14 protein-coding genes and 1 riboswitch are annotated in these 19,805 nt (G+C 36.8%); of the genes, 9 read left to right on the top strand and 5 right to left on the bottom strand.

Annotation, left to right across the window (positions count from 1 at the left end; genetic code table 11):
* Positions 1-14: 14 nt before the first annotated feature.
* The 5 genes from LNP23_RS09305 (at position 15) to LNP23_RS09285 (ending at position 9,763) form a co-directional block, all read left to right on the top strand.
* Positions 15-2,438 carry an eCIS core domain-containing protein gene (locus LNP23_RS09305; RefSeq protein ID WP_230004668.1) on the top strand — a complete coding sequence of 808 codons (2,424 nt, stop codon included), beginning with the start codon at positions 15-17 and terminating at the stop codon, positions 2,436-2,438.
* Positions 2,439-2,529: 91 nt separating this feature from the next.
* The gene (locus LNP23_RS09300; RefSeq protein ID WP_131701556.1) at positions 2,530-2,883 is read left to right on the top strand and encodes a hypothetical protein; all 354 of its coding nucleotides are present in this window, start codon (positions 2,530-2,532) and stop codon (positions 2,881-2,883) included.
* 26 nt (positions 2,884-2,909) lie between these two features.
* The gene (locus tag LNP23_RS09295) at positions 2,910-7,838 is read left to right on the top strand and encodes an eCIS core domain-containing protein (RefSeq protein ID WP_230004667.1); all 4,929 of its coding nucleotides are present in this window, start codon (positions 2,910-2,912) and stop codon (positions 7,836-7,838) included.
* 48 nt (positions 7,839-7,886) lie between these two features.
* Positions 7,887-8,462, top strand: coding sequence for a hypothetical protein (locus tag LNP23_RS09290; protein WP_230004666.1), 576 nt, complete (start codon positions 7,887-7,889; stop codon positions 8,460-8,462).
* Entirely contained in the window at positions 8,459-9,763 is a 1,305-nt protein-coding gene (locus LNP23_RS09285) for an ATP-binding protein (RefSeq protein ID WP_047778564.1), read from the top strand. The genes LNP23_RS09290 and LNP23_RS09285 overlap by 4 nt, the downstream gene beginning before the upstream one ends.
* 111 nt (positions 9,764-9,874) lie before the next feature.
* Here the strand turns inward: LNP23_RS09285 and LNP23_RS09280 are convergent, their stop codons facing one another.
* Complete coding sequence (locus tag LNP23_RS09280) at positions 9,875-10,327, bottom strand: Lrp/AsnC family transcriptional regulator (RefSeq protein WP_230004665.1); 453 nt, start codon at positions 10,325-10,327, stop codon at positions 9,875-9,877.
* 113 nt (positions 10,328-10,440) lie between these two features.
* On the opposite strand from LNP23_RS09280, the gene LNP23_RS09275 reads away from it, so the two are divergent.
* Positions 10,441-10,896, top strand: a complete 456-nt coding sequence (locus LNP23_RS09275; protein ID WP_230004664.1) for a carboxymuconolactone decarboxylase family protein — start codon at positions 10,441-10,443, stop codon at positions 10,894-10,896.
* A 116-nt stretch (positions 10,897-11,012) separates the two neighbouring features.
* Here the strand turns inward: LNP23_RS09275 and LNP23_RS09270 are convergent, their stop codons facing one another.
* Complete coding sequence (locus LNP23_RS09270; RefSeq protein ID WP_230004663.1) at positions 11,013-12,584, bottom strand: murein L,D-transpeptidase catalytic domain-containing protein; 1,572 nt, start codon at positions 12,582-12,584, stop codon at positions 11,013-11,015.
* 486 nt (positions 12,585-13,070) lie between these two features.
* On the opposite strand from LNP23_RS09270, the gene LNP23_RS09265 reads away from it, so the two are divergent.
* A complete protein-coding gene (locus LNP23_RS09265) occupies positions 13,071-13,652 on the top strand; it encodes a TetR/AcrR family transcriptional regulator (protein WP_230004662.1) in 582 nt (193 codons plus the stop codon).
* 50 nt (positions 13,653-13,702) lie between these two features.
* Positions 13,703-14,188, top strand: a complete 486-nt coding sequence (locus LNP23_RS09260; RefSeq protein WP_230004661.1) for an acyl-CoA thioesterase — start codon at positions 13,703-13,705, stop codon at positions 14,186-14,188.
* A gap of 1,072 nt (positions 14,189-15,260) precedes the next feature.
* On the opposite strand, the gene LNP23_RS09255 is transcribed toward LNP23_RS09260, so the two are convergent.
* Positions 15,261-15,593: a hypothetical protein gene (locus LNP23_RS09255; RefSeq protein WP_230004660.1), complete on the bottom strand. Its 333-nt coding sequence runs from the start codon at positions 15,591-15,593 to the stop codon at positions 15,261-15,263.
* 214 nt (positions 15,594-15,807) lie between these two features.
* A riboswitch (cobalamin riboswitch) is annotated at positions 15,808-16,042 on the top strand.
* A gap of 121 nt (positions 16,043-16,163) precedes the next feature.
* Here LNP23_RS09255 and LNP23_RS09250 point away from each other — a divergent pair.
* Complete coding sequence (locus LNP23_RS09250; protein WP_230004659.1) at positions 16,164-17,297, top strand: PKD-like domain-containing protein; 1,134 nt, start codon at positions 16,164-16,166, stop codon at positions 17,295-17,297.
* A gap of 509 nt (positions 17,298-17,806) precedes the next feature.
* On the opposite strand, the gene LNP23_RS09245 is transcribed toward LNP23_RS09250, so the two are convergent.
* Both LNP23_RS09245 and LNP23_RS09240 read right to left on the bottom strand, forming a co-directional pair.
* Positions 17,807-18,112, bottom strand: coding sequence for a hypothetical protein (locus tag LNP23_RS09245; protein WP_047778555.1), 306 nt, complete (start codon positions 18,110-18,112; stop codon positions 17,807-17,809).
* A gap of 788 nt (positions 18,113-18,900) precedes the next feature.
* Entirely contained in the window at positions 18,901-19,758 is an 858-nt protein-coding gene (locus LNP23_RS09240; protein ID WP_230004658.1) for a leucine-rich repeat domain-containing protein, read from the bottom strand.
* Positions 19,759-19,805: the final 47 nt, after the last annotated feature.

Here is a 19,805-nt window from a genome sequence, read left to right as displayed (position 1 = left end):
GAAACGAAAAGTTTATGAGTACCTTTCCAAAAAAGTCAAATTCTAACTCAAAACATTCCCCTTCGACAGCGGAGAGAGGAGAAGAATCCTTTTTTGGTGTACAGGCAAAACTCAACATTGGCAAATCAAATGATAAATTTGAAGCCGAAGCTGATGCTACAGCGGACAAAGTAGTCTCCAATAAAAAAAACCAATCGAAAGGATTTTTTACCCCACCCCAACCCGCTTTAGTTCAAAAACAAACCGCCAAAGAAGATCAGGAAGTACAGAGCAAGGAAGAAAAAGAGCCACTTCAAAAAAGTGCTACAACGGATACCAATCCTACCAATACCTCAGCATTAGAAGGTAAACTTCAAAGTAGCAAAGGCGGTGGTTCTCCGTTGGCCAATCAAACGAAAGAAGAAATGGAATCGGGTTTTGGAGCCGATTTCAGCGATGTGAAAATTCACAGTGATTCTAACGCCATTCAAATGAATAAAGAATTGGGATCACAGGCTTTTGCCAGCGGAAACGATGTGTATTTCAATCAGGGAAAATACAATCCCGATTCACAAAGTGGCAAACATTTACTTGCCCATGAGCTTACCCATACTTTACAGCAAGGAGGCAATAAACCCAACATTCAAAAAGAAGATCCACCCAACCATCTGGACAGTCTAAACGAAATGCTGGATAGCTTTAACGTTCCCGAAGATGAGGTGATATTGATGTGCTCCCAACTTGAAGAATCGGAACGAGCAACGGTTTTGGCGGATGGTAGTTATAAAAGACGAATGGCCGATGCCCTTAATGTAGCAGAAATGACCAGTGCCGTCAACAATTTAGGGTGGACTCTGGATAAAAAACTCGAATGGGTAAATGCTGCGGCGACTTTCGGAACTACATTTATGAGCTACAGCGAGATTAAAGGAATGGTAATCGCTGCAGACCAACCCCAAAGAGATGCTTTAAAAACCGATACCTGGAGAAGCTTTTTTGTCGGAGTTTGCGACAATACGACTATGGTGGAGGCCTTAGACGATTTACAATTTGATCTGATCACCAAATTAACCTGGCTAAAGGCAGAAATGACCATAACCAGCATGGAACTCAGTTATTCCACTATAAAACCCTGGATCACACACGCCAATACCACTCCGGCAGAAAGAGATTCCCTAAAAACAAATACAGATGTAGGTATGAGTTTCTTTGTTGATGTTTGCGACAATGTTACTATGGTGGAGGCCTTAGACGACTTACAGTTTGATCTGATCAGCAAATTAACCTGGCTAAAAGCAGAAATGACCATAACCAGTTGGGAACTCAGTTATTCTACTATAAAACCGTGGATCATTCACACCAATACAACGCAAGCGGAAAGAGATTCCCTAAAAACAAATACGGATTTAGGCATGAGTTTCTTTGTTGATGTTTGTACCAATGCCACAATGGTCGAAGCCTTAGACGACTTGCAATTTGATCTGATCACCAAATTAACCTGGTTACACGCCGAAATGACCATAACCAGTTGGGAGCTCAATTATCCCACCATAAAACCGTGGATCATTCATGCCAACACCACACAAATTGAAAGAGACTCCTTAAAAACAGAGGAATGGAAAGCCTTTTTTGGCAGCGTTTGCACCAACGTAACGATCATCGAGGCCTTAACCGATCTGCAATTTGATTTAAAAACTAAAATCGAATGGACTCGAACAGAAGCCGGTTTAGAAGAAGTCAAACAAATTATCGAACTCGCCACAAAAGCAGATCGTGATTTGGTATGGAATGATGCCGCCTACCTCGCCTCTCTTCGTTCAGAAGTAGGAGACGACTATTATTTATGGGTAATTATTAAGTTAAGAATGCTGTTTGTTGGAAGTATTGCGCATACTTCTGCTGTAGATGCTGACGCCGCAATTCAAACGCATCTGTCTGCTTATGTAGGCGGTGGAGTGGCAGAAGGACGTCAAATTGAAGGATTTGTAGCCGTTGTTGATACCTTAAACTGGAATATTGCCGGAGAGAACCATTATGGCGCATCAGTATGGGCAACAAAAAACGTAAGTGGTTTTGTAGACAGCGAACGCAGGGTATGGATCGAGCAAAATAGCGGTAACCCCGGTACTATGGTGCATGAGGGAACACACAAATATTCGACGCGGACATTAATAAACCTCAGTCAACCGCTAAATGAAGGAGTGACCGAATATTTTACCAGAATGGTTTGTAACGCAGCCGGAATAAACATTTCAACAAGAACAAATTATCAGGACAATTGGACTACCGCCACAAAATTAGTCGCATTAGTCGGAGAAGCCGTTGTAGCCGCTGCGTATTTTGATGGGGATACAGATACCTTAGAAAGTACTTTTGTTAGTGCCGGAGGTACAGGCTGGAGTACTTTCCTAAATGAAACTAAAAGTGGAAACTGGACTGCTGCCGATGCGTACTTATAAAAAAATAGGGATTTATTGTCTTGTAAGCTTAACACTGGCTACTTGTTCCCGAAAAGACAACAGAAATAATAACCAATTAAAAACAACCAACATGTCAGATTATTTAGAGCATGAAAAAACTAAAATAGACCGTTTAATGCATTCCTTTTCGAAGCCTCTCAAAGAGATTCCTCCTACTCCTACAGCCGATGAAGCAGCTGCCGGGTATGCCGTGAGCTATGAGGTGGTTGATGAAAATGTTAGTTGTGTCATCTATATTTATGAAAATCAGCAAAAACATGAGGATGCTCTAAAATACTTTACCAATAACCCGAATGTCAATCTGAAAAATTCATTATTCAGTTCTAACGGACGGCTCTTTTTTTGGGGATATCAAAAAACAGACGATCCAAAAGAACGATATACTTTAAATGCCTTAGCAGCTGCTTTTGCAGGTGAAGAGTAAATAATCACAGCTTAGAATAAAGGTTCATGGGAGCATTTCACCAAAAAGCAAAAGCAAATCCTTCAAACTCGTCCGGACTAAATTCGAGACAGGGCGAGGATTTTTTTGGTGTACAGGCAAAGCTTAACATCGGAAAATCAAATGATAAATTTGAAGCCGAAGCCGACCATGTAGCGGAAAAAGTAATCTCCAATACGCAAAAGAATACAGCACCGGAACCTTTTTTCAGTCCCTCTCCTATTGCTCAGAAAAAACTAAATGACGTACAGAAAAAAGAAGAAACCGAAAATACTCTTTCTGAAAAACCAATAGCTGAGAACATCAGTCCGGTGGGTCAGTTAAAATCGGAAAAAGAAGAAACAGTCCAAAACAAAGTTGAGGTTGCGACTCCTGAAATAATTCCGTCTGTTGAAAGCAATCCTTCCATTTTGCATTCCAATTCAGAAAAAGAAGAAACGATTCTAAACCAAACAGAAGTTGCTATTCCCGAAACAACAGCAGTAGGAGAAAACAACGCTACTCTTTTTCATTCGAGATCGGAGAAAGAAGAAACCGCTCCAAATAAAATCGAAGTTACAACTCCTGAGGCAACTGCAACTGTTGAAAAAACGCCGACACCAAAGCCATTGATTCAACAAAAGAAAGTCGAAGAAGAAGTTCAATCCAAAGAAGAAGAGGAAACGCAGTCAAAAGAAGAGGAAAATGGACTCCAAATGAGTGCGGGTGCTGATGCAGATCCTACTGATAATTCTGATCTTGAAACCGATTTAAACAATAGCAAAGGTGGTGGTTCTCCGCTTCCGGAAAATGCCAAAACAGAGATGGAATCAGGGTTTGGAGCCGATTTCAGCGATGTAAAAATCCACAATGATTCCAATGCTGTTCAGATGAACCAACAACTGGGCTCTCAGGCATTTGCAAACGGGAATGATATTTATTTTAATGAAGGGAAATTCAATCCCGACTCTCCATCCGGAAAACACTTGCTTGCTCACGAACTGACACATACTGTTCAACAAGGTGCATCAGCTCCCGCCGTTCAAAAAAAGGAAGAAGAACCCAACAGTTCAGCACCGGAAAATTCAGGAACCGAAAACACCTCGTCTGAGAACGCTTCTTCTGAAAACACCTCTTCTGAAGACACTTCAACACAACAAAATCAATCGCCTCAATCCAATAATGGAGGTTCAACTTCTGATAGTACAGCTGCCGATCAAAATACTTCTGGAACCGATTCGACTTCGCAATCGGGTACACCCGCAAATGATACTCAAAACCAATCGGTACCGGGAGCACCCTCAGATTCAACCAACCAGTCAACGACAAATGCAAGCGGAAATGAAGAGGCCAACCAATCAACAGCACCAGCAACAGCAAGCCAAAACAACGAGTCTACCAGCAGTGATTCATCGGGTGGTACCGGTGCAACTTCGTCAGAAACCACCTCAACATCTTCTACCGGTGGTGCAGAAACGGGTGGTGGTTTTGCCAGTTATGATTTGTTTATTGCTTATGTTGAAGAGAAAAAACAAGCCTCTATTACCTATTTCACAAATCAAAAAACAGCACTTACAGACGGAATCAATGAAGAGAAGAGAAAAACCAAAGAGGCTGTTCAAACCGAAATCGACCGATTAAAAGAAACCAAAAGAGCGACTCTTGAAAAAATCAATAAATCCTACGAACAGGCAAGCAATGCTATAAAAGGAAAACGAGACACTGAAATACAACAAGCAAAAGATACCGCCATTGAAGAAATAGCAAGGGTAGATGATGTGATCCTAACCAAAAAAGAGTTACTTACCTCTATCGCCGAAGATAAAGCAAAAAGTGTGACTACTACAGGAACCGAAGAATCTACCAATGCCCTCAAAACTACTTCTGCCAACATTAAGCAGATTGACGCCATTATTCAGCAGAAACAAAGCCAATACAGCGGCAAGGACAATGCCGGCGACATTGTTGAAGCCGCATGGTCCAGCAAGCCTGATACCATTCAGAAAATTCAGGAAGCAGGTGATCTTATTTCTTCCGAAGTCATTTCGCATTCCTTAAAATTAGCCGGCAATTATCGCGAAGATGCGACGAATGTTTGCTCCGAATTCGGTAACAAAAAAGAGGAAGCAATAAAGGCAATCAATGACAAAAAAGACGAAATCATCAAGGCCGTAACCGAATCTGCGGCAAAATCACTCACTTCTCTGGAGGAAGAAACAACCAAGTTAAAAACCGAACTAGGAACCAGCATCACTTCGCAAATTGCCGTACTGGAACTGATCCCGACAAAAATAGATACGGAATTAGACGATATTTTAAAAACCGGAATTTCAAATACTGATAAAAATCAAACAACCACACTGGAAGAGATTGATAAGTTCAAAACCGACATCAGCGAAATTTACTGGTATAACGAAGAAGTGACAGAAGCACAAAATGATTTAGGCAAAGCTATTGACGAACATCATAAAGACGTTGACAAATACATTAAAGACGTCATCAAAAAAGTGTCTGATGTTACAACAGAATTCAAGACTAAATTTATTTCAACTCAGGACACCATTAATACTTCTTTATCTGAAACAGCAAGCGGCTATCAGGAATCTGCCGACAAACTAAAATCAGATACCGTAAAAGAAATTAATGGCAGCGCAAGAGAGGCTGAAACCGATACCAAAACCGTGGCAGATGATTTGGGTTCAGGCTTACAGGAACAAATTGATAAAAGCGAAACCAAATGGAACAGTCAACTTACTGACGACGTCTCTAACATGCACGAAACGGTAAGCAAAGGTCTGGAACAGCAAACAGAAATAGTAAACCAGTTTACCGCCAATCTCGACAGGGAATTCAATCGTTCCAGTTCCTGGTGGGATACGTTCACTGATTTCATATCCGGAATGGCAAGAGGTTTTGTGGAAGGTTTTACCACTTTGATCACTACTATAGGAAAAGCAATGGGAACTTTAATTTTCTGGATCATTGTGATCATTATTGTCATCATAATCCTTGTCCTGATCTTTAAATTCGGAATTGCTTTGGCTGTTATCCTGAAAGTACTGCTGGTTGTCGGAATTGTTATAGCGGCTCTTTTTGCCATCTATTACATCTACAAGGCGGTCACTACAGAAGGTTTAAGTCCTTACGAAAGAGGACGATTATTCGGAAGAGCTCTTTTTGAAATTGCTTTAGCCCTCGTCGGAGCAGGTGTTTATTCCCGATTAGTTGGCTGGTTGGCACGCATCGCAAGAATCTCGGCAATTGTAGCAAGAGTTGGAGGGCTGGCGCGATTCCTCAGAATTGTTGTTCTGGTGGGAGATGTAAAAGCCTTTATTGCCCTGATCGACAGCATGGCCAATATTGAAAGATTGCTGCTATTAATCGAAAAAATTAAAGACGTTAGCGGGCTGATTAAACTACTGACTAGCGCCGATGATGTAGCTCGAATAATTGAAGCATTACTCGCCGTTGGTAAGGCTGACGAATTACTTAGTATTCTGACCAAAGCAGATGATATTGGCCGGGTTTTAGCCCTTATCGAAAAAGGAATAGTAGCCGGTCATGCCGAAAGCCTGATCACCATAATGGGGAAAGCAAAAGAGCTCGTCAAATTAATTACGATACTGGAACGTTCGGGCGATGATATCGGAAGACTAATAAGAGTACTGAACAAAGCAACTGATCTGGACAAAATGATCATTGCTATCGAACGTGTCGGAGCATCCAATCTCGGAAGATTAATCACCTTAATCGAGACCGCCGACGATACTGCAGCATTGCTTCGAATTGTAACCAAAGCCGCAGATTTTGCCACCTTACTAAGAATAGTAGAAGAAGCGACAGAAGTAAATAAAATAGTAGCCCTATTTGACAAAGTTGCCGAATTGGATAAACTGGTTATAGCCTTTGACCGATTTGCAGACACCGATCGCTTACTGGCAGTATTTAACGGGGTAAATGAATTCAACAAGTTGGTTACTGTTCTGGGAAGAAGCACAGCCTTAGATCGTCTAGTTCCTTTCCTCGAAGGATTAGCAGATATAAACGCAGCCCTACCAAAATTAGATGGCTTGGCTGCTGAATTGGATGATTTTGTAAGATTCCTTGACGAAGTGGGAATGACTATTGGCAAACTGGAAAGAATCCTTCATATGGAGAATTTAACCGTAGCCAAATTAAGAAATCTATTGACTCAGGCCGGTGGCATTGTAGATGATTTGATGAGAGTACTAGATGAAATTAAGGATCTTGATAAAATAGCCAACTACATCACTCATTTTGGTAATTTTGCTGATGTACTGGCTGTCGTTGACAAAGCAATTGCATCCGGTTTATCACGTGCTACTTCGGGATCTACTTTTATTCTTGAATTTCTTGACGCCTGTGCGGCACGCGGGTTTAAGAATGTTGGCAAAATAACAGAATTTTTTAATCTGGTGTTAAGCTATCCAGGGGCAAGCCTAACGACCTGGAGACAAACCCTTCAATATGGAATAACTTTCTTAGATGCCGGATGTTTAGGGCGAACCGCTAAAGTGGGCGGAAGAACAGCTCCCGGATCGGGAGGCATAGCTAAAAGAATGCTAACACTCGCTGATGGATCATCACTTGAAGTTACAGTAGAAGCCCATGATATTCTACACATGATCAGCAGGCATACCTGGAAATATTTTGCAATGGTTCTGAATAATTGCAAAGGACAAAACAGCATGTGGCCACTTAATATCGGAGCCAGCGAAGTTAGAGCTTTGGCTACTGATGCTCTAAACTCTGTTGAAGTACAGAATTTAGTACGAACTATGTTACCGGGCGATAGTAAACTTGTTCAAATTGGTGCAAATGAAGTAAGGGTAAATCTAGGACCTAGAGGTATTGTATCTATGTATCCTAAACCCGGTACTCCTGATGTTCCAAAATTACTGATGCAGGCTGCCGTTGCCTTATGGCAAAGTATTTAATATTAATCATTAACTTTACCTGAATAGATTTTTATAAAAAATTATTTTATGATAGAATTCATTTTACAAAATCCAGATAGTGAATACGGAGATTCATCTTCCCAAAACAATATGAATGTTGATCAGTATTTAAAAATCAAGCCCGATTGGGAACCTGCTTTGGAAGATACTACATTAAATTTCCATCCATTATCAATATCTCAAAATTCAAGGTTAAATCCTTTTGGATTCATCGATTTCATTCTACCTCAGTTAACTGAAATAGAACAACGTTTAAAAAACAAGCAATTTGCAATCTTAAAGACCACAGGTGACTGGACACCAACATTCTTTATTTTTGAACCCAAAGACAACATAACCTATTTTTCGGCTTTAGGCCTACTCCCTGAGCCTTTTTCATCCTATTATCCGCTAACCAATTCCCCTATGTTTATCAACGGTGACATAAACCAACAGGAAGAATTATATAATTTCATTCGTTTAAACCCAAATGATATAACTCCTGATGAAAGTTATCCCGACATAAAAAATATTGAATTTAACACCTCGCAACTCATTTTATCTCTTACTGAACAAGTAAAATTAGGAAATGAATTAATTGAATTTTTAAGAAAACCATCATGAAAACACTATTTGAGATTCTAAAAAACCAATTCATCTTTCAGCTTGACACTCTTTTTCAGGTAGAAAATCCAGCGGAAAAATTCATCGTCAGAAAACTGGATGCTACGGGATTTGTGAACGAATTCATCATAGAAAACAACCTGTCCGAAACCGATATTCTGTTACTTGCATTGGCATTGGTTCCCAATATTCATCCCGATTTTTTAAGCTCCATCATAGCCGAATACCTACCCAATGGTGGTGAATTACCCGAATTTGGCGGCATAAAAACAAAGAACCACCGCGGGATTTTACCAACAGGTGAAACTGCTCAATTTTTAATCGCAGGAAACCATCTCGAGGATAGAATCTCCTTTTATAATTACCTGCACAACAAGTCTTTCCTTTATCAAAAAGGAATCATCAAAATAGACTCGGTTAGCAATGGCGAACCCAAACTAAGCGGTTTGCTTGTTTTAGATGATGAATATGTCGAAAAATTCATTACCGGAAAAATCCTGAAACCGCAGCTCAGCAGCATCTTCCCCGCACAATTAATCGAAACTCAATTAGAATGGGGCGACTTGGTACTCAATTCTACTACTTTAAATAACATTAAAGAAATAGAAACCTGGTTGAAATTTAACGACATCATCCTGAACGAATGGAACATGAAATCCAAAATAAAACCGGGATACAGAGTCATGTTTTATGGTGCCCCGGGAACCGGAAAAACACTCACCGCCTCCCTCCTTGGGAAGTATACTAAAAGAGATGTCTACAGAATTGATTTATCGATGGTAATTTCAAAATACATTGGTGAAACCGAAAAAAACCTTTCCTCCCTATTTGACAAAGCCGCCGACAAAGACTGGATCCTTTTCTTTGATGAAGCTGATGCCGTGTTCGGAAAACGAACCAACGTTCGCGATGCCCATGACAAATACGCCAATCAGGAAGTTTCGTATCTGCTGCAACGCATCGAAAACCATCCCGGATTGGTTATTCTGGCTTCGAATTTTAAGGCGAATATTGATACCGCTTTCACCCGCAGATTTCAATCTATAATTGAGTTTGAAGTCCCTTCCTACGGGGAACGCTTGCGTCTTTGGGAAAATAACCTCCCAAGAGGAATTAGAATTTCTGAGGATGTAAACCTAAACGAACTTTCCAAAAAATACGACATTACAGGTGCCAATATTGTAAACATCATTCAATATGCCTGCCTGAAAACATTAGAAGACGAAAACGAAACTATTAACCTCACGCACCTTCTTCAGGGGATAAAAAAAGAGTATGCTAAGGAAGGGAAAATGATGTGATTCAAATACTACTTTATCGAAAACCAAAGATTTAACCCCAGTATGTCCTGATTCAATTGACAGAACAAGGAGGAAATCTGCTCTCCAAATACCTAAACATAATGTGTGGTTTTAACTTATCTTACGCTTAAAAAAAGTATCTGCTTTTATTTCTGATAATTGAACTGAAGTCGCAGGAACACCATAAGTGATCAAGCGGTCAATCAAATTTTCGAGATGTAAACTATCCCGCAAAACACATTCCGCAATCAAACAATATTCTCCCGTAACGCGTTTACAATTGAGAATTTCAGGAAACTTTGACAGATCAGTAATGAATATTTTAAACTCATCGTTTTTGAATTTTAAGCTAATAATTACCTTTAATCCGTAGCCTAGTTTTTCAAAATCTATAACTGTACTGAACTGTTTTATCACCCCATTTTCAACCAAATTTAAAACACGTTCTTTCGTTGCCGATTGCGACAAAGCAATTTTTCTTCCGATTTCAGCATAACTCAATCTTGCATTTTCGTTCAGGATTTGAAGAATTTTATAATCAAAATCGTCTAAAGCTATTTTCATTGCATCTTGTTTAAAATAAAATTAATTTAAGCTAAATTAATAAACATTACCATTAAATCCACTTTGACAAAGAAATCAAAACCTTGAACTTTGATTAACTTAAATTTTGAACAATGACAAGAATTAACTTTGCAGAAAATGGAAAAACTTCTTTTGAAAAACTTATCGGACACAATACTCAAATTCTTGAAAAATGGATTGAATTGGAGGAATCTTTTTGGAAAAAAACGTCCTTAGACAAAGACTTGTTAGAACAAATAAGAAGAGCAATGGCTTTTGAAAATGGTTGTGAATACTGTATGGTAAAAGGAGGAAGACCCAACTTTGATCAAACTAAAATAAAAACTGCTACTGTAACTGCTTTTGTCGAACTGTTTTGTAAAGACCACCAATCCATTTCAAATGTGCATTTTGAAATGCTTAAAGAGTTTTTCTCTGAAAAGGAAATTTCGGAATTGTGTACCTTCATCGCTTTTATCAGTGCTTCACAAAAACTCGGAAAAATTTTCAACTTAACTGAAAATTACCAATTAAATGCAGTGGTACAATTAAAAGACTTAAACTTATAAACGATGCACAACCACTAAGGTTTCGTTGGACTTAAAAAGCCAACGAAAAATCTCTAGTGGACTGTAGTAGTCTTTATTTACTTATCCTCCATATAAAAGCAGCAGATTTTTTAAAACTATGCGTTAGTAGTCCATGCAATAATATAGGAGCCATTTTTTAAATTTGCTATAACTTCATCAATGTCAGCAGGATTTACAGCTAAACAACCTTCTGAGCGACCTGCTCTGCTAGTTCCCTTATAATTTGGGACCACATAATCTGCTTTGTGAATTACAATAGCTCTTGCTCTTACATTTGAATTTACAGCTTCTTGCCCATCTAGTCTTAATGAGAGTCCATGTTCTCCATTATAGGTCTCTGCTGTTTTATATATCCCCAAACTTGATTGGTTAGACCCAATTACATTAGAAAAATTTCTTGCATACGATTCTCCTGAATTCTTTCCGTGGGCAACCAAATAGGATTTGTAATTCTTATTTTTCAAATTAAAGATAAAAAATCTTTTCTCTGAACTTGGTTTATTAAAATCTACTACTGCCCAATAGTTTGCCGTACTTTCGGGATACGAGTCAAATAGTTTTTCAAGTTGCTCCTTCTGTCCTAATTCATTTGCTTTATTTAATGCAATTTCTTTTAGCTCACTCTTTGGTTCAGTAGCTACAATTGGAGCAATTTCTTCTCTTGTGTTTTCAACTAAATTTATCTCATCAGCATTGAATCCATATGTATCAACATACTCTTGTACTTGTTTTAAGAGTTCATTGCAGCTACTATTTATTTCCAACCCTTTTTCGATATCTCCGATATGTTTTACAGGAGCCCAATGATTGGATACATTTCTTAATGCGATAGCAGTAAACTCTATAGAAAATGCAGGACACTCTTTTGATAATTTTTGAAACTCGTAAGCGTCTCCGGCCCCATAATTTTCGGTTTCTTCGGACTTAAACCCTTTTTTGAAATACTCTAAAAAACCATTTGTGTTTGACGATCTGTATGTTTCAAACACTTGTGATAATTTATCTCTTGCAACACTCCTTACATTATAACTGGTTTGAAACAATCCCGCTTCCGTATCATCACCATGATCAAAATTCATGGTAATGTCCCTGCCTGCACAATGTTTTCCGTTACTTTCCATAACACCAAGCCCAAACATAAGAACAAACAGATGCCTTAACCTGTCCTCTTCTCCATTATCATTTTTCATCCCTTTACCAGCAAACACAGTATCAAATCTTTTTAGAGCATCTCTATCACGATCTGAATGAAGTGCCTTTGCCATTTCTTTGACAAGTGGATCTCCATTTTTTAATCTTTTGTATAAAACTGCAAACATAAGTGCCATACCATAATAGTAACCCCAAACAGCCTTCCCTCTATTTTTCCAATCTGTGTTAGTAATATCTTTTCTATCTACGATATCTGTTATCGCAATTTCATGATTATTGTCTTGTCCCACTTTTACTTCTAAATCGAGTTTGGAGAGCGTTGTAGTGTCAATAATTCCTGTATCAGATAAACCAGATGAACTTTGAAATTTTTTAAGCGCCACTGCTGTGCCATTGCCAAAAATACCGTCTACTCCATTAGGGTTAAATCCTAAATCAAGTAGTCTTTTTTGTAGCGTCTCAACATGTATTCCTCTATCCTTATTTTTCGGGATAATTGCTATTTTTTTAGTCATAATATTTAGTATTAAGTTTTTTATACATTTAATTAAGCACTTAAAAGCAAAACAAAAATTGTAAGACATTTTCTTTAATAACAATTAAAAAAAATCAAAATAAAACATTCTAAAAATAAATAAATCAACAACTTAACTCAAAATAAAACATTTACAAACAACTAATGTACGACTATTTTTTAACAAGATTAATCATTTTTTTTACGAAATAATATAGCAGTAAATTTCATTAAATTACCCACTTTCAAAGACTTCTGATAAAACGATGTCCGATAGCTTTTGTTTGTTTTTTAGGATTGCCAGCGAGCATCTTAGTCTCTAAACCAATGCTAACACTAATCTTGTTGCTAACAGCAACAAGAACCCAAACATTCTTCCAAAATTTAGTAAAACAAATTATTTAAAATAAAAAAACATTTTCTCACATACCGATCGGTATTTGTTTCTTATATTTGTCCTACTATTAGTCACAAATCCAAACAAGCCATGAATACTTCTGAATTTATATTGGATAAAATTGCGCCCGTTTTTAATAAACAAGGCTATATTGGAACCAGTTTGTCGGATATTACAAAGGCTACGGGGCTGACCAAAGGGGCTATTTATTGCAATTTTGCCAACAAAGAAGATTTGGCATTGCAAGCCTTTAAACTTAATGTCGGTATTGCTATAATTCCGTTGTTTAAGCTGGTGGCGACTAAGGAAGGTGCTATTAACAAATTACACACTATAACCAACTACCATCGCTCCTATTACGATTTACTCAAGGACAGAGGCGGTTGTCCGATGTTACGGGTTTCTGTTGACACCAAATTTGTAAATCCTCTATTGTTCGAAGCTGCCGAGAAGTTATCTCAAAAATTCATTAATGGACTAACCGATATCATCAGCGAAGGGATTAGCAAAGATGAAATTCAACCGGATACCGATGTAAACAAATATGCACAACTCATTTTAACTATGATAGAAGGCAGTTCTCTTTTGGCATTCACACACAATGACGACTCCTACATTACGCATGCAATGGATTTCATTGATGACATACTAATTAAAAACATAAAAAAGTAAAAAAATTTAACCCTACATATACCAATCGGTATGTGATAATTTAATTAAAAATGGAAAAAGTATTAAAAACAAAAAGAAAAATCAGATTTCAGGATTGTGATCCTTTCAATCATTTGAACAATGCAAAATACCTTGAATATTTCATTAATACCCGTGAAGACCAAATTGCAGAACACTACAATCTTGATATTTTTAAATTGATGAAAACAACCGCGCTGAGCTGGGTTGTAGCTTCCAATCAGATCAGTTATATGAGACCGGCCTCTACAATGGAAACTGTAGTAATCGAGTCTCAATTGATTCAATATACCGATAATGTTTTACTGGTAGAAATGAAAATGTGGAATGAGAATGAAACAGAACTAAAAGCATTGCTTTGGATAAAATTCATTCATTACAACCTTCAAACAACAAAAGTAGCCAATCACGCTGATAATTTGATGCAATTATTCCAATCGGTTGTGGTTCCTGTTGAGCAAACAGTTTTTGAAAATCGTTATATGGAAATCGTTCAGAAAATGAAAAGTTATGCTTAAACTGGAGATAACCGCACGCAAAGTTTAGTTATAGTATTACGAATTCTTTTTAGTTTTATACTTGTTTTTTTGCACGCAGATTTAGCAGATTGCACAGATATTTTTTTGAGAGATAAATAAGATCAGCCTAATCAGCTACCCGAGCGATAGCGAACTGGCGAAGCAAATCTGCGTGTAAAAGAAAATCTTTGCGAGCTTTGCGTTAAAATTTTCCGCAATCCAACTATAAAGAATAAAAAAAGGGCAGAACCATTCTATAAGGTTCTGCCCTTTTTACATTTCACACAATTACAAAAAAGTCTTTCAAGAACTGAATTAAAATTTACTGAGAGCAAGAATTAAATACTATTGTTATTCACATTCTGGCACTATTAATGTTTACACAGTGTTACATCAAAACTTTATTTATAACCAAAAGAAACCAACACATGAAAGAAACCCTTTTTAAAAATCTAACCTTCTCCCTGATCATAACAAATATTTGGACAATTTGTGCTTTCTTCATTTACTTCTTTGAATCACCTGGCTGGTTTCATGGGTTCGAAGTTCTTGATTTTTACCTGAACAGTTGTTGGATTTCCGGGGCAATTGGAGTGATTTTAATACTATTAAGATTCTTTTATTTTAAAAACGATAAGAAGAACAAATTAAGTTTAAGTTTTCTTTATTGCTTTTTCGGCATTTTTAATCTGCTTTTATTTGCACTGTTTTTAATACTTGCTCTCTTTGAAATTACACACGGCGGTTTTTTAGACCTGTTTTTATTTGTCAATCCTATTACTGCAGTTTTTATTCTTTTTGATATTTATAAAACGGTAAAGTCGGACGACTCTAAAAACTACAAAATCATCAAATAAATCCGTTGGATACAATTAATTTTAGCACATAGATTACTAAGCAATAAAAATACGCAATTTTTCTTATCTCTCTTCCATTTGTCAGGCTGAGCGGAGTCGAAGCCCCTTTTACCTAACCAGCCTTCGACTTCGCTCAGGGTGACAATAACTCATAAAAGAACCTTTAATTGATATCTAGAAGGCGTTTTTATGTGTACTAAACTAATCCTATCAAATCAATGATCAGCATTCAAACGAAGTTTATGTACTTCATCGAACAATTCCATTTCATCATCCGGAAGAAGTTTTAAGGCCATATCGAGCAAAGTCGCTATATCTATTTCCTGCTCAGACATACTATCTGATAAATAAGGATCCTCATTTTTAAGTACACTAATACTTGCTTTAAGTAAAGTAGAAACCATTAGGTTTAATTCGCTGTAAGAAGATACTTTTAGCGCTACTTCAAACGAATTATTTGTATTGTCCGGTTTTAGTTTTGTAAAATACCCTCCCTTGTTCATTACTTCTAAAAGTGATACGAACGGTTCTGTGTGTTGTGTTTTCATGTTTTTCCATTTTAATTCAAATTTGACATTATATTTTCTAAAAACGGTTATCATATAAGATACCCAAGAATTATTTAACAAATTTTTCGTACAAAAAAGCACGTAAGCAAAGCAAATTGTCGTAGAATATGGGATGCGATTTCTCCTTCGTCGAAAGAACAAAAGACGCTTATTTTTTTTTGAAATTAACATTAAAAGCACCAAAGAGTTTATTTACATTTGTACGCGCAATGGTTCAACTGCATTTTTCGGTGTAGTTGATTAAAAGGGAATTAGGTGCAAATCCTGAACAAGCCCGTTACTGTAAGTTTCATGCAACATTTTGACAGATTGCTGTTGATTTTTCAAATCTTCAAAATCTAATCTTTTGCCACTGCATTTTTAGAAATGTGGGAAGGTTGCTCAAAATGGAAACAAGTCAGGAGACCTGCCACTGCTTAATAGTTTAAAGTTTTCGTGGAGCAAAACTTTAAGGCCGGACACAAACATCAAATTCAAATTTGGTTTTCGTTTTCGTTTTTTTCGCTTTTAAAGCAAAAACAAGAATAGAAAATAATACTCTTTTCGTTTATGAATAAAATTTTAATTGCATTAGCCACAACTCTATTCCTCACCGGATGTTCCAAAGATGAGACACCTTCCGAAGTGGTATTACCGGAAGTAACATTTGATGAACCAACAAATGGTTTTACAATTGATAAAATGCAATGGTTTCACCTCCAGCCTAAACTTAAAAATCCGGATAACGTGACTTATACCTGGCTGTTAAATGGAAAAATAATTGCGACCACACTTGATCTAATGTACGTGTTTGCACAAGCCGGAACCTATAAAATTGACTTTAGAGTAAAAAACAATTCCGGTGAAATCTTTAAAAAAATCACCGTTAATGTAAATGAAAAAACCTATCTGAACGGAGTCAAAAATGTCTTTGAATTCTTTCCTGCTCCCGGGCAATTTACAAATGCGCTACCCGAAGCAACTGTAAAAGACACTGACGAAACCATGCGAAAAAAAGCAGAAACGACACTTACAACAGGAAGCTTGGTAAGTCTTGGCGGATTTGGAGGTTATATCGTAATGGGATTTGACCACACAATTATCAATAAAGAAGGCAACGATTTTATTGTCCTTGGAAACGCGTTTAGCAATTGGGCCGAACCCGGTATAATAATGGTTTCCAGCGATGTAAACAACAACGGAAAAGCAGATGACGAATGGTACGAAATTGCAGGTTCAGAGCACAATAAACCAACGACCATCAAAAATTACGAGCTGACGTATTACCAACCCAAAAGTGAACCTGAAAACCCATCGGAACCCAATTACATTCGTTGGACTGATAATCAAGGGCAAACGGGTTATATCTCTAAAAATGCTTATCACAGCAATCCTTTCTATCCAACCTGGAAAGGCACCAGCATTACCCTAAAAGGAACTTTCTTAAAAGCCAACCTATTCGATAAATCCGGAACAGGCACGTATTGGGTAAACCCCGCCTACGACTGGGGCTATGCCGACAATTGGTCCAACACCGATGAAAAAGCCCAAATCGATATCAATTGGTCCGTAGATAAAAAAGGAAACCCTGTAAAACTACAAGGAATTAACTTCATCAAAGTCTACAATTCAAACCGTGCCGAAGGTGGATGGCTAGGGGAAGTTTCTACCGAAGTTTCTGGTTTTAAAGATTTGAATTTATAATAGCTTCAAGCTATTGGTTTATACGAGAAACCATCGTGAACTTTATATAAAACCTAGCGCTCTTTGTGGTTATTTTATAGATCATTTGTCTGCTGTTTTTTAACCGCAAAGAGCGCTGAGTTTTTCTTTTTCACGCAGATTTAGCAGATTGAACAGATTTTTTATAAGAGGTAAACAGATCAGCCTAATCTGCTAAATCTGCGTGAAAAAAAATAGGTACAAAATTTAAAAGGATTTACTATACTATAATTAAACTTCGCAACCCTTGCGGTTAAGCCTACACAAGAATCTATATTCCATAAAAAACATACATAACATGTGTGATTTCTCCTTACATCGAAAAGACAAGCATTACGCAGCAAAAAAACATAACCAACAAAATAATTCGTGCCAATTCGTGAAATTCGTGTCAAACATTTTTCTTTGTAAAGCACTAATCCTCCTCTATGAAAACAAAAAAAAGACCATCTCAATAGACAGTCTTCCGTATTTTTACTAAGTAAAATGACCTAAGCCATAAACAAAGCATACTTATTATAATCGTACAAAACCTTATCGTAAGGCACTAATTTAGGATTTATTACTTCAGAAGAAGCATCAAATTTAATCCCGTTATGTTTTCTGAACAAATAGATCTCTTTCAGGCAATTTGATAAACTCTGGTGAATAGACGTGGTAAAAGTTGGCAATTGCTTGTCACCTACCAATAAATCTATTTGATAATTTGAACTGCTTTTAGAAAGGTTATTACCAATGATTCTTATTGTAAATTGTGTCTCCTTTCCGTATTGTTCACCTTTATATTGTACTACCATAATTTTATAATTAAAAGGGTTAATTTAAGATTTTATTTTTCATCCCAACATTGATAACTAAAGTTATGAAAAAAAAGCAAATGAATAAAAAATCGCTTCAAAAATAAATGTTATTTAAATCATGTCCAAAAGTTGCAGCGTCTTTATGAAGATTTCTGTCTAGTCAAAAGCACAAGACCACAAACCAGAAAAATCCTTTTAATCTGTGGCGAAATAAAAAAAAGATCTGCCACAGATTAAAAGGATTGAAAGGATTACTTTTTTCTACAGAGTGACGAAATCTTTCATTCGAGTCTTCTTTTCATACGGATAAAGTTTGACCTAAAAAAAAACACGAATTGCACGAATTAACACGAATTGATTAGTGGAAATTTGTGAGATTCGTGGCTATAAAAACATCCCGATAAAGTCTAACTTAAAAAAAAACACGAATTACACGAATTAACACGAATTGATTAGTGGAAATTTGTGAGATTCGTGGCTATAAAAACATCCCGATAAAGTCTAACCTAAAAAAAAACACGAATTACACGAATTAACACGAATTGATTAGTGAAAATTCGTGTAATTCGTGTTCATAAAAACATTCCATAAAATTTAGCTTCAAAAAAAACGCCACAAATTGCGCGAATTGATTAGTGAAAATTCGTGTAATTCGTGTTCATAACAATTCCTTACTCCAATCACTTTTGGGCAGAAAAAAACCGTAACGAATTACGGTTTTCAACAATTAACTAAATATATTTAATCAACTTTTTAACGAGAGTGAAATTCATTCATAAGCATGATTAATTTTGGGTAACAATTGTAGTTTCTTTTTCATTATTAATTTCTAACAAAACCGGATCTCCGTTTTCGTCAAACATCGTCATATTCAGTGCGTCTAATAACACCAAGTTTTTAGAAACGGTTCCTTCAAATTTATTGTATGAAAGATTCATTTCAGACAAATTATGTAACTTTTCCAGTCCTTTTGGAATTTCACCTCCAAAACTATTGTCAAACAGACTCAGATTTTCAAGAGCAGAAAAATTAAGTATTTCATTACTTAAGTTCCCGGACATCTTATTATTATTGAGCAGCAATACCTTCAATGTCTGAATTTTATATAAAGAACCCGGCAGTTGCCCTTCCAGTTCATTATTAAACAACGACAGTATTTCTAACTGCTTTAATTTTCCAATCTCTATTGGCAATTCTCCTGAAATTTTATTAGCAAAAAGCTCTAAATTTTTCAGTTTTTTTAATTCGCAAATCGAAGCCGGTAATGTTCCTGACAGCTCATTTAATGAAACATCGAGAACTTCAAGCTCCTTCAGATTTTGAATTGCTACAGGAAGTTGTCCTTTCAGTCCATTTTCATGCAAATCGACGGCAATCAGATTTACTAAATCGTAAAACTCACCGGGTAATTCTCCCTGCAAATTATTGTTGGCCAAATTAAGCCCGACAACTTTTCCGTTTTCAGCTGTTACTCCATACCATGTAGCTACTGATAATGACAAATCCCATTTTATTTTCCATTGTGATCCATTAGTAGCATGGTACAACTTAATAAGGGCATCTTTTTCTTTGTCCGAAACAGTATCTGCAAAAATATTTAGAGAAAAAACAAGTGCTAAAAAAAGAGTGATATAACTTTTCATAACAGATTTGGGGGTTTGTTTTCAGGAATAAAATTATACATTTTACA

Source organism: Flavobacterium cupriresistens (assembly GCF_020911925.1).
GTDB lineage: Bacteria > Bacteroidota > Bacteroidia > Flavobacteriales > Flavobacteriaceae > Flavobacterium > Flavobacterium cupriresistens.
Note: the sequence above shows the minus strand (reverse complement) of the source record. Positions and strands in the feature narration are given on the sequence as shown.

Excerpts from the sequence above, each read along its gene's own strand:
- LNP23_RS09245 (WP_047778555.1), bottom strand. The coding sequence starts at position 18,112 with ATGGTAGTACAATATAAAGGTGAACAATACGGAAAGGAGACACAATTT.
- LNP23_RS09300 (WP_131701556.1), top strand. The coding sequence starts at position 2,530 with ATGTCAGATTATTTAGAGCATGAAAAAACTAAAATAGACCGTTTAATG.
- LNP23_RS09265 (WP_230004662.1), top strand. The coding sequence starts at position 13,071 with ATGAATACTTCTGAATTTATATTGGATAAAATTGCGCCCGTTTTTAAT.
- LNP23_RS09260 (WP_230004661.1), top strand. The coding sequence starts at position 13,703 with ATGGAAAAAGTATTAAAAACAAAAAGAAAAATCAGATTTCAGGATTGT.
- LNP23_RS09280 (WP_230004665.1), bottom strand. The coding sequence starts at position 10,327 with ATGAAAATAGCTTTAGACGATTTTGATTATAAAATTCTTCAAATCCTG.
- LNP23_RS09270 (WP_230004663.1), bottom strand. The coding sequence starts at position 12,584 with ATGACTAAAAAAATAGCAATTATCCCGAAAAATAAGGATAGAGGAATA.
- LNP23_RS09275 (WP_230004664.1), top strand. The coding sequence starts at position 10,441 with ATGACAAGAATTAACTTTGCAGAAAATGGAAAAACTTCTTTTGAAAAA.
- LNP23_RS09240 (WP_230004658.1), bottom strand. The coding sequence starts at position 19,758 with ATGAAAAGTTATATCACTCTTTTTTTAGCACTTGTTTTTTCTCTAAAT.
- LNP23_RS09290 (WP_230004666.1), top strand. The coding sequence starts at position 7,887 with ATGATAGAATTCATTTTACAAAATCCAGATAGTGAATACGGAGATTCA.
- LNP23_RS09295 (WP_230004667.1), top strand. The coding sequence starts at position 2,910 with ATGGGAGCATTTCACCAAAAAGCAAAAGCAAATCCTTCAAACTCGTCC.
- LNP23_RS09305 (WP_230004668.1), top strand. The coding sequence starts at position 15 with ATGAGTACCTTTCCAAAAAAGTCAAATTCTAACTCAAAACATTCCCCT.
- LNP23_RS09255 (WP_230004660.1), bottom strand. The coding sequence starts at position 15,593 with ATGAAAACACAACACACAGAACCGTTCGTATCACTTTTAGAAGTAATG.
- LNP23_RS09285 (WP_047778564.1), top strand. The coding sequence starts at position 8,459 with ATGAAAACACTATTTGAGATTCTAAAAAACCAATTCATCTTTCAGCTT.
- LNP23_RS09250 (WP_230004659.1), top strand. The coding sequence starts at position 16,164 with ATGAATAAAATTTTAATTGCATTAGCCACAACTCTATTCCTCACCGGA.